Source organism: Flagellimonas taeanensis, assembly GCF_003584105.1.
GTDB classification, from domain to species: domain Bacteria; phylum Bacteroidota; class Bacteroidia; order Flavobacteriales; family Flavobacteriaceae; genus Flagellimonas; species Flagellimonas taeanensis.
Genome location: NZ_QXFO01000017.1, coordinates 13549 through 24840, shown reverse-complemented (window position 1 = coordinate 24840; position 11292 = coordinate 13549). Strand labels below are relative to the sequence as shown.

At 44.2% G+C, this 11292-nt stretch carries 6 protein-coding genes; 4 read left to right on the top strand and 2 right to left on the bottom strand.

Going from position 1 to position 11292, the window contains the following annotated elements; all coding sequences use genetic code 11:
* Nucleotides 1-314: 314 nt before the first annotated feature.
* Nucleotides 315-1538: an Nramp family divalent metal transporter gene (locus D2V93_RS07320; RefSeq protein ID WP_119618981.1), complete on the bottom strand. Its 1224-nt coding sequence runs from the start codon at nt 1536-1538 to the stop codon at nt 315-317.
* A 509-nt stretch (nt 1539-2047) separates the two neighbouring features.
* On the opposite strand from D2V93_RS07320, the gene D2V93_RS07315 reads away from it, so the two are divergent.
* The 4 genes from D2V93_RS07315 (at nt 2048) to D2V93_RS07300 (ending at nt 10330) form a co-directional block, all read left to right on the top strand.
* Nucleotides 2048-5146 carry a SusC/RagA family TonB-linked outer membrane protein gene (locus D2V93_RS07315; protein WP_119618980.1) on the top strand — a complete coding sequence of 1033 codons (3099 nt, stop codon included), beginning with the start codon at nt 2048-2050 and terminating at the stop codon, nt 5144-5146.
* Nucleotides 5147-5156: 10 nt separating this feature from the next.
* On the top strand, nt 5157-6770 hold the full coding sequence (locus D2V93_RS07310) for a RagB/SusD family nutrient uptake outer membrane protein (protein ID WP_072880002.1): 1614 nt from the start codon (nt 5157-5159) through the stop codon (nt 6768-6770).
* A gap of 65 nt (nt 6771-6835) precedes the next feature.
* A complete protein-coding gene (locus D2V93_RS07305; protein ID WP_119618979.1) occupies nt 6836-9586 on the top strand; it encodes a hypothetical protein in 2751 nt (916 codons plus the stop codon).
* A 108-nt stretch (nt 9587-9694) separates the two neighbouring features.
* Nucleotides 9695-10330 (top strand): GntR family transcriptional regulator, encoded by a 636-nt coding sequence (locus D2V93_RS07300; RefSeq protein ID WP_072879998.1) that lies wholly within the window; start codon nt 9695-9697, stop codon nt 10328-10330.
* A 45-nt stretch (nt 10331-10375) separates the two neighbouring features.
* On the opposite strand, the gene D2V93_RS07295 is transcribed toward D2V93_RS07300, so the two are convergent.
* A complete protein-coding gene (locus D2V93_RS07295) occupies nt 10376-11191 on the bottom strand; it encodes an SMP-30/gluconolactonase/LRE family protein (RefSeq protein WP_119618978.1) in 816 nt (271 codons plus the stop codon).
* Nucleotides 11192-11292: the final 101 nt, after the last annotated feature.

Below are 11292 nucleotides of genomic sequence, written 5' to 3'. Positions count from 1 at the left end.
ATGGGCACAGTTCATTTTGTAAAATAATTACCTTTTTGTTGTAGGGGAATTTTGCAACAATTTATGATATATTTTACATTATATGTAATTTTTTAGGTAATTACCATGTTTTTCTCTTCCGCAACAAAGATTTTTTACCCTATTGATTCGGGGTTTTAATGGTTCAATCCCATGATCTGTTATGAAAAGGTCCAATTGGTGGTGAAACTTTAATTCCCGCCCTTGGCGGGCGCCTTTATAATTCCAAAAAGAGAGTCCCAGTATATGTCCATACACTTGTTTCACTAATTTCTCTGAAGAGATTGCTCTCTGTTTTAATCAATCAAATTGATGAAATTACTAATGGCAAGCCCTACGATCAAGAGTAGCCCCAATGCTCCCCAAATCTTGGTGATGGGCGAATTGACATTCTGCCCCATGATGGCCTTGTCGTTTCCGATCAAATACATGGTGATGCCAATGAAAGGGACCAAGAATATGGTGATGCTCTGGGCAAACACGATGAGTTCCAAGGGCAGGCTCCCAAAAACCAAAGCGATGATGGACCCGGCAATCATGACAATGGATATGAACACCTTTACCATTCGGTGGTTCAAATCGCTATTGTATCCGAGCGTATCCCCAAGAAGGGATCCTCCCAATACGGCATTCCCTATCAATGATGAAAACGACCCCCCGAACAGTCCGATCAAAAAGAGGAACGAGGCATGGTCACCAAGAAGCGGTTCAAGTGCTTTCCCCATGTCACTGGCCGAGGTCACCTTTATGCCTTGGGGATGAAGGACGCTTGCCGCACAGATCATGACAGCAGCGCTCATTACCCCCAAAATGATGATGCCTACACGACTACTTAGTCTTTCGGTTCCATCCGAATCATTGGTTTTGGATAATTTTTTTCTTTCCTGCACAAGGTAGGACTGGTAAAAGGCGCCAACGAGGGAGAAACAAGAAGCGATAAAAGCAACGATGAGACCTATGGAACCTTTTGGAGCGTTTGGCACCAATCCCTTCAGTACCTCCAATAAGTTGGGCCGTATCAAGATGGCAGTGGACAAAAACGACAACAACATCAATATCACCAAAGCGATCATTATCTTTTCCAACACCTTATAGAAAGATTTGAAGAACAAGAGCAATATTCCAACAATGTTGAAGACCACGATCCATATCTTCGGATCGGTGCCAGAAGCCTCTGCAATTGAAATGGACACACCTGTCGAGTTGCCGGCCTGAAAGGAAATGGCCACCAGAAATATCCCTAGACCTATTAAAACAGAAACGGGCTTGCCAAACTTCTTCTTGATCAGCGTCAACAGTGTTTCCTTGTTTTGGGCACCTATCCTTGCGCCCATTGTGGTGAAGACCATCATAAAGAATATGGCCACGACAATCACCCACAGCAGATCATTGTTGTAATCTGCACCCATTTTAGATGTTATGGTCATCTTGCTGGGGCCAAATACCAGAGCAGCTGTGATGATGCCCGGACCTAAGATGAGTAGCCAATTTGTACTAGGGGATTTTTTTTGTGTTGACATGATGTATGGGTTAGATAGGTTTTTTGCTTTGGATTGGTTATATAGGCTTGATCAAATAGGGGTCACTTCAATTTAATGGATGGATTAAGAGTATTGTTATTTTCAAATGTAGAAAAATCATACAGAATAACACTAATTATGTATACATTATATTGTCGATATGGATTTCAAATGAAAGTATCACCAGACGCCCCCATGTAGATAAAAACCATATTTTAGGCTTTTTGGAGGTTATTTTTTGTTAAATTCTAGCAATTATTTTTTTTGTATACAAAATATTTATATGTTAGTATACATAATTACAAAATGCAGCTCAAATTCATGTGAAGGATTCCACGTTTTAGAATTCTGTTTGAGATCGTTGTGAAACATCAAATGCTTGAAAACGAGGTGGTATTTGTAGAAAATAGGGAAGATCATTAAACAATTACTGAGAACTATGAAGAAAAAAACGTAAACAATTTGGGTGAGAATTTCAGTTTAACAAATAACTATAACCATGATAACTAATGAAAACAGACTTTAAAGGTAGAGAAAACAAGATGCGGAGCAAAACAAAGGTAGTCCTTCTTGTTGTTCTTGTGTTCAACTTCAATGTAATGGCCCCATTGAAGTTGCAGGCCATGGAAAGCGAAAATGAGGCATTGCCTTTTAATGAACAGAATACCATGACCGGACGGATCACGGACATCAGTGGCAATCCTCTTCCGGATGTGGAAATATTTAATTTGACTACGGGGCAAGCCGTGCTTTCCAATGCAGATGGAGTCTACTCCATAGCAGGTGAGGAAAGCGATGTCCTACAATTTAGTCTGGTAGGCTTTATGGACCAAATGCTCCAGGCCGAGAACGCTGCCTTGGTGGTGCTGGCCTCTGCGCCCAAGGAATTGGATGAGGTTGTTGTGGTAGGGTATGGTACACAAAAGAAAGAGAACCTTACCGGTGCTGTAAATTCAGTGGTGTTCAATGAGTCCACAAGTAGCCGACCCAATATGAACCTTTCATCTGCTCTGGTGGGCTTGAGTTCGGGACTTAATGTTTCGCAAACCTCGGCAGCTCCTGGAGCGGAAGGCTTTAATATATTGGTAAGGGGTAGGGGAACCATGAACGATGCCTCACCTTTGGTGGTCATTGATGGTATCCCCGGAAACCTTAATGATGTGAACCCCAACGATGTGGAGAGCATATCAGTGCTGAAAGATGCTGCATCGTCCGCAATCTATGGATCTCGGGCTGCCAATGGTGTTATCTTGGTCACGACCAAAAGAGGTAAGGGGGAGCAATTCAAGGTCACCTATAGTGGATATACAGGACAGGTATCCGCAGCCAAACGGATTGACTTCATTTCGGATATGGCCACCCACATGGAGTTGGTCAATGAATCTGAAGGAAGGGAAAAATACCCCATTGCCCTGATCGATGAATGGAGAAGGGAGTCTGCAAATGGAAATCCACTGTATCCCAATACGGATTGGTATGACGAAATGCTTAAAAATTCAATACTTACGGAGCACAATCTGTCCGTGCGTGGTGGAGGTGAAAAAGGAAACTTCGCCATTTCATTGGGATATTTGAAAAACGAAGGGATTTTGGACAAGTCCGACTATACCAGATATAACTTCCGTATAAATGCGGACGCAAAAGTAAAGGACTTCTTTACGCTGGGTGGAAATGTTTTCGGCTCATGGTCGGATAGGGGCCCTATTGATGTGGGGAGCTTTTTCTCAAGTATACGAAACACAACGCCAGGCGTGATCCCAGTGTATGACGATGGAAGATATGGAGGGGAAATGTTCCAAGGTCTTCCCGAAGGTTCAAACCCAAGGGCCTTGGTGGACAATGCCAGGGGCAATTACGAAAAATTGCAGTTGGGTCTAAAGTTCTATGGTATCATTGACATTTTCAAGAACTTGGAATGGGAAAACAGCTTTGGGTTGAACTATGCCAACAATAGGGATTGGATCTACGTCAGGCCATTCTCCCTTTGGAATTTCCAGACCGGTTTTGAATATCAAAAGAAACCAAGTATCAATAGCCTCTTCAACGAGAGCAGGAGAAGTTACTCCACTGTGGTGACCTCGCTCTTGCGCTTCAACGAAACCTTCAATGGAACTCACAGTCTTTCCGCTTTGGTGGGCTTTGACCAACAATACAACCGTATGGATAGGTTCAATGCAAAGAAGAACGATATTTTGGGGGATGATGCCATTTATATCTTGGATGCGGGGACCAATCTTGAATCGGCCAATGGATCTGGAACGGATGATGCCCTAAGATCTTATTTTGGAAGGTTGAACTACAACTACAAAGGAAAGTATCTGTTCGAGGCCAATGCCCGTTACGATGGTTCCTCACGATTTGCAGAGGACAATAGATGGGGATTCTTCCCATCATTTTCGGCAGGTTGGAGAATTTTGGAAGAATCGTTTGCCAGCAAGCTGAAGAATACGTTTGACGAGATTAAAATAAGGGGCTCTTGGGGAAAACTTGGGAACAATAGGATCGGTGATTATTCGTATCAGGAAGTGTACGGATCCTACCTCTACCCATTTGGCGGTTCGCTCCAGCAAGGGGTTGCGCCTGTGGAATTGGCAAACAGCAGGTTGAAATGGGAGACCACGACCATCACCAACGTTGGCTTGGACTTGTCGTTACTGTCCAGAAGATTGAACTTGTCCATGGAATATTACAACAAAACGACCAGTGATATTTTGACCAAAATCCCTATTCCATTGGTGTTGGGCAATTTTTCACCACCATGGCAAAATATTGCGGAGATGGACAACTCCGGCTTTGAGTTCCAGTTGGGATATCAAGGAAATATTGGTCAGGATTTCACCTACAACATAGCGGGTAACCTCTCCACGGTGAAGAACAATGTGACCAAGTTCAATGGGGACAGATCCATAAACGCCGCCACCATTACCGAAGAAGGCAGTGCGTTCAACAGTTTTTATCTTTTGGAATTTGACAGGATCATCCAAGATCAATCCGAGGTCGATGCATTGATTGCAGATGGCTATACCTTCGGTTCGTATGTTGGCGGTACACCTGGACCAGGTGATATGCTGTACAAGGACACCAACGGGGACATGGTCTTCGATGATCAAGATAGAGTGGTCAAGGACTATTCATCCTTACCCAAAATAACCTATGGGTTCAATTTCAATGTTGGATACAAAGGTTTTGACTTGAACGTTGTGGCCCAAGGTACGGAAGGAGTAAAACAGTACTGGGGAAATGATGGTTTCAATACGTTCAATATAAATGAAGGCTTTTTGCAGCGGAAGGAAATTCTGAACCGTTGGACACCTGAAAACCCATCAACGGTATATCCTAGATTACATACATCGGGATCGGCATTGAACACGGCCTATAGTGATTACTGGTTGTACGATACATCCTATTTCCGAATCAAATCGTTGCAGTTGGGGTATGTTCTTCCGCAGGACGTGACCTCTAAATTCAAAGTGGACAGGCTAAGGATATACACCAACCTTGAGAACTATTTTACGTTCACGAAATTTGATGGATACAACCCAGAGAATGCAGGAATTTCATATCCTTTGATGAAGCAGTGGGTAGTTGGATTGAATTTAACATTTTAAAAGAAAAGTGATGATTAAAAAGATAAATAGAATACTACTGGCATTACTTTCCATTTGTACTTTGGGTTCATGTAGCGATGATTTTCTAGATAGGGATTCATTGGTGGGCCTATCCGAAGGGGGATTCTGGAAATCGGAACAGGATGCCATCATGGGGGTGAACGCGCTTTACGACGCCAACCGTGAATTCACCAACAGCATAGTGATCTATGGCATGATGGATGACTTTACCGATATTTCCTATCAGTCATGGGCCACGGGTCTCACAACCGGTAATTTCCCTTCCAACGCCTCATTTTACTCCAATTCTTGGGGTATATTTTACAAGGGCATATACAGGGCCAATACGGTTTTGGAGAATGTACCTGAAATCGAAATGAACCAAGACACGAAGAACCGTATTTTGGGTGAGGCGAAGTTCTTCAGGGGCTATTTTTATTTCAAGTTATGGGATTTCTTTGGAGGGGTGCCGCTCTATGACACCGCAATGAACGTGGATGAGACCTATAAACCAAGGAATACCGAGGAAGAGGTATACAATTTTATTGTGAACGATATGACCGAGGCCTTTGATCTTTTGTCCGAGAACTATGACCAGTCCAACAAAGGCCGTGCTACAAAGTGGGCGGCACTGGCCATGCGTGGTAAGGCACATCTTTGGGCAGAACAGTATGAAGAGGCTGCGGAAGACTTCAAATACCTGATGGACAACAGCGACAGGACTTTGATAGACGATTTCCATAGCTTGTTCCGAGTGGCCGGTAACAATAACGATGAGGTCATTTTTGATGTGCAGTACATAGCCGAGCAAGGTTATGGTTTGGCCACAGACCGAAACTATGGTAATGCCAGAGGGGCTACCTCTGGTTCGCAGCGGACCAGACCTACCCCTAAATTGGTCAACGCCTACGAAATGATCGATGGAACACCGTTCGATTTTGCAAACTTTACGGACGCAGGAGGGGATACTTTTGACCCGAACGATCCTGCGGATTGGCAAGATGAAGAATCGGTAAGAAGGCTTTTTGAAAATAGGGATCCCCGCATGCAACAAGCCATTGTGGTGCCGTGGTCTACATTTGTGGGTAGAAACGAAGTGGAGTACCTTTATAAGTTCCCAGTGGATACGTCGGACCCTTTGGCCTACGTTCCTATTTGGACGGCAGGAAGCTATGCATGGAGGAAATTTGTGGAAACAGGCTCAGTGTACACTTTGCAGAACAACATGCCCCAAAATTTCCCGCTCATCAGGTTGGCCGATGTTATTTTGATGTATGCCGAGGCAAAGAATGAAGCGAGCCCTGGTGACCAGAGTATCTATGATGCGGTCAACGCCGTCCGCGAAAGGGCCGGTTTGCCCGATTTGCCCACTGGCTTGAGTCAAGATGAGATGCGGGAAAGGATCAGGCATGAGCGTATGGTGGAACTGTGCGGTGAGGGCCAACGGTATTCCGATATCCGCAGATGGGGCATCGCCAAAGATGTTGTCGATGGGGTATGGATGACCGAGTTTACCGGAGTGAATATAAGACAGAGGGGATTCCCCGACCATTACTATCTATGGCCAATTCCGCAAACAGAAATTGATGTGAATCCGGCCTTGACGCAGAACCCAGGTTGGTAGGTATTTTGGCTGTCCATTTTTGGACAGCTGCCTATGGCCTTGGCATGTTTAATTTGAATTAGAAAATGTTCAATAAGTATATTTTAATAGTAGCCTTTGTATTGTGGACATTGCAAGCGGTAGGGCAGGAGAGTTTTTCTTCTGTCCTTCCATTGCATAAAGGGGATATCAACGAAAAAACCACAAAAACACGAAAGGTAAACGTAGGGGAAGAGGAAACATATGGTGTTGCCCTTAAAAAGCATCTTGCCAATCCCGACAAAAGGGTACAGCCCGATGTTGAGGTGGAATTGGAAGTGCCCCAAGAGGGTATATATGTTTTGGAAGCTGAGGCATATCCAATCCATATGGAATTGCTAAAAAAGAAGGACACTACAGGTCTCTGGACGGTGAATGCCTTTTTTCAGTTGGGGGACTCAAGACGAACCAAACGTATCGTCTTTGATCGCTACAAAGGAGGTCATCAGGAGTTGGGAAAATTTGAGATTTCCGAAAAGCGGCAAAAGCTGAAAATTTGGCTCCCAAACAACTTGGCCCTTTCCACCATTGCCATAAAACCCTATGTGGCCCCCACCGCACCCCCGGAAGCAGAGGCCTATATGCCTAAAATAAAACCAAGCGAAGACCGGCCAAGACTATGGGTAAACAAGGAGAGCCTACCCATTGTAAAAAGACGTTTGACTTCTTCCGAAAACAAAGAGGCTTGGGAAAAGGTAAAAAAAGCAGCATTAAGTCCTTATTCGTTCGACTTTGACTTGGATAAGGAAATATTCCATGATGAACAACTGGAGAAAGTAATCGAACAAAAGGCATTTTATTACCTGATGACCCAAGATGCCACGGTCGGCAAGGAAGCTGTACAGTTGCTTGTGGACTACCTCTCGGTACTTGAATTTGGCAATGTAACCTATGGCGACATTACACGCGAAGTGGGTAGGGCACTCTATACAGGGGCATTGGTCTATGATTGGTGTTACCCGTTGTTGGATGAAAAAACAAAATCCATCTTACAAAAAGACTTTAAACGCTTGGTGCGTGACATGGAAATTGGTTGGCCCCCATTCTATGGCCTGGAGAGCATCATAAACGGACACGGAAATGAGGCCCAGATCTGTAGGGATATGTTGGCCTGGAGTTTGGCCGTATATGATGAGGACCCCGAACCCTACAAGTATGTCTCGTATACCATTTTGGAACAATTGGTGCCCATGCGCAAGTTTGAATACCAATCCCCACGGCATAACCAAGGGATTGACTATGGTGGATACCGTTTTGGCTGGGAAATGCATGCGGTATGGCTGTACTATCGGATGCTGGGGTATTCCGTCTTCGATGACAATATCAAGAACATGACCGATTATTGGTTGTATATGCGCACACCCGATGGTAAAATGCTGAGGGATGGCGACATGTTCAGCGTCAAGTATTCCAACAGTGATGGATTTTACTGGAGCAATCCACAGACCATGCTTTTGTGCTATGCGTTTTCCGGGAACCCATTGATCAAGGGTGAGTTTTACAAGCAAGGAGCACTGCCGAACAATCCGGTCCTGTTCCTGTTGCTCAACGACCCCCAACTGAAACCTGATTTTGATTTGGACCAGCTTCCGTTGACCAAGGATTTTGGACCAGTATTGGGATCTATGGTCGCCCGGACCGGTTGGGACCAAAACAAGGATAGTGGTAACGTAGTGGCGGAAATCAAAGGTGGTGGATACCATTTTGGAAATCACCAGCACGCCGATGCCGGAGCGTTACAGATTTATTACCGGGGAATACAAGTGGGTGATCTTGGGCTTTATTTGTCCTACGGGTCACCGTATGATTTCAATTTCAACAAGCGTTCCATTTCGCACAGTATGATGCTGGCCGTTGATCCCAATGAAGAACTGCTATTTCGCACCAAGACCAACGATGGAGGGACACGCTTTAGCCAAAGGTTTCCCAAGACGCCCGAGGAGGCACAAACAGATCCGTGGTTCAATGTTGGCTTTGTGCGGTCGTCAGCAGTTGGGAAGGATGCCAAGGCCCCATCGTTTAGCTATTACAATATGGACTTGACGGCAGCCTATTCTTCAAAAATGGAGTCCTATTCCAGAGGTTTTCTGTTCTTGAATCTAGAACGTGAAGATGTGCCCGCGGCCATAATCCTGACGGACGATATGCAGGTCCAGGACTCTACCTTTCAGAAATACTGGCAGATCAATACCCTGAATGCTCCTGTAACATTGGAAGATAGGTTGGTATTGAGCAGTGAGCTGGATGATAAAGTGGGGAAAACCTATGTGGATATGTTGGTTCCCAAGCCGGAAGACCGTACACTGCAAGTGCTTGGTGGAAAAGAATCGACCCATGTTTTCGGGACCAAATATGAAGTCAATTCCAATTGGCCCGAGGCCAACGGCTATCGGATCATGTACTCCCCTAAAAAGCAACGTCAAACCGATAAATTCTTGACGGTCTTTCAAATGGTGGACGGAGAAGCCAGTGCACTCAAGGTCGATTTTGAGGAGTTTGACACATATTACCTTGTCCGTTTGGCCAATAAAATGGTCTACATTTCAAAAGGAAAGGACTTGATTGAGGAACCTATCAAGCTGATAATACCAAGTGAAGGAAGGGAAGTGGAGGTAATCTTTGCGGGGATGAAGGAAGGATATTGGAACGTATACGATAAAAAAAGCGGATTGAATTCCAATGTTCTGGTTGATTTCGGGAAAAATGTAGTAAGTTTCAGGACCGTGGGAGGAGAATATGTTGTTGGGCCCGGTCGTTCATACAATGCCTCGGAATCGATTTTGCCGGAAAACAAGTAAATCGATTTGATGGTTGGATGGGTGATGACAGGAAGTATCTTTAAATTAATCATTCGATAATATAATATGAAGTTCATATGCCTATTTTTGGGTTAAAATGAATACAAAATGAAGGAAGATTCGTTGTCATATAAAACGTATTTGGAAATACGAAAAAAAATACTGTCCAATCAGCTTGTAGGAGGTGTAAGGCTGGTTGAAAGTGCTTGGGCAAAAAAGCTGGATGTTAGTCGTGTCGCTATTCGTGAGGCATTTATGAGATTGGCCGGGGAACATTTGGTCGAGTTTGGGGAAAAAGGAGGCTGCTTCGTCAAAAAAATAACCCCTGACGACATCAAGGAAATACGCGAACTGCGCGAGTTGATTGAGGTCGGGGCCTTGAAAATATTGTTCAATAAAAGGGACAAGGAAGTCATTAAAGAGCTCGAGTTGATCTGTGACGACTTCACATCCATGGTGGAAAAAGGATATTTCGGAGGGGCCTGCGAGGCCGATGTCCGATTTCACGAAAAAATCATTGAATCAACGGGAAATGAACGTTTGGTCCAAATCTACAACAACAGCAACATTCCCTTGTTTCATCTTAAATTGGGGAATGCATTGAGCCATATGGACGATTACAAGCAAACCGATATGGAGCATCGCAAGATTGTCGAGGCGCTAAAAAAAGGAGATTTTGGACAATCGGTTGATACACTCATTGAACATTTGGACCGCGGGGAAAGAGAGTCCATCGAATTCTAGATTTTTGTGTTGTAAAATAATGGCTGTAGCTCTATGGGCCAAATTTTATAGGATTCCCCTAAGCGTTGTTTTGTAACTGATCAGTTGTCCTTTTTCTGCTTCAGTGATGACAAGTCCCAGCCTTCCATAAGGGTCAAAGGCACAGTTGGTAGGATTGGCCCCAGGCAGATTAATTTCCCTATGCAGTTTTCCATTTTGTTGGTATACATGCACTTTTGACGAGCCAAACACGGCTACATAAAGTAAACCTTCTTCATCAAAAGCGATTCCATCCGGTCCTATGGGGCCACCCGTATTGGTGAATATTTCGGGGTTCTTCCAAGTGAAGTCCCCGCTATCCCACTGGCCTTTCCAGATATGTTTTGTCCCAGTTTCTGCAACATATAGTACGGTTTTGTCCTGGTCAAAGGCAAGACCGTTTGGATAAAAAGGAACGGAGTCTATTTTTACCAATCCCTTTGTGGGGCTCCAAGCACAAAAATACCCATCTCCCTTATGGAGTTCTTTCCCGGAACAAGTAAATAAAAGATTTCCCTGTGCATCAAAGGCCAGATCGTTCGGAAGGTTGAGAGTTTCGCTTCCCAAATGAGAGATTACAGTTTTGGTGGAATCGGAAACAGGGTCATAGGTCCGTATCTCATTGCGAAGGGAGTCGCAGAACCATAGCAATCCTTCCCAATCAAAAGCAATGCCGTTGGGGCGACCACCCACTATATGACGCTTCAGTTCGCCATCGGAATACTCGCTCAAGCTTCCATTTTGCTGTTCAACAAACCATAGTGTGCCTTTAGAATCGAACGCCGGTCCTTCCGGGAACTGGAGATTTTCGAGCAAAACGGACATGTCTGAGAGTTTATTCATAAAAATAAATTAAAATTAATTATAATTGTATACAAAAAATACATAATTTAGTATTCATTAAATATAATGAATGGTAGTCATTATGTTTTGATGTTCAAAAA

What these genes read in the sequence shown, in the direction of transcription:
- D2V93_RS07295 (WP_119618978.1), bottom strand. Translation starts at nt 11,191, where the DNA reads ATGAATAAACTCTCAGACATGTCCGTTTTGCTCGAAAATCTCCAGTTC.
- D2V93_RS07310 (WP_072880002.1), top strand. Translation starts at nt 5,157, where the DNA reads ATGATTAAAAAGATAAATAGAATACTACTGGCATTACTTTCCATTTGT.
- D2V93_RS07305 (WP_119618979.1), top strand. Translation starts at nt 6,836, where the DNA reads ATGTTCAATAAGTATATTTTAATAGTAGCCTTTGTATTGTGGACATTG.
- D2V93_RS07320 (WP_119618981.1), bottom strand. Translation starts at nt 1,538, where the DNA reads ATGTCAACACAAAAAAAATCCCCTAGTACAAATTGGCTACTCATCTTA.
- D2V93_RS07315 (WP_119618980.1), top strand. Translation starts at nt 2,048, where the DNA reads ATGAAAACAGACTTTAAAGGTAGAGAAAACAAGATGCGGAGCAAAACA.
- D2V93_RS07300 (WP_072879998.1), top strand. Translation starts at nt 9,695, where the DNA reads ATGAAGGAAGATTCGTTGTCATATAAAACGTATTTGGAAATACGAAAA.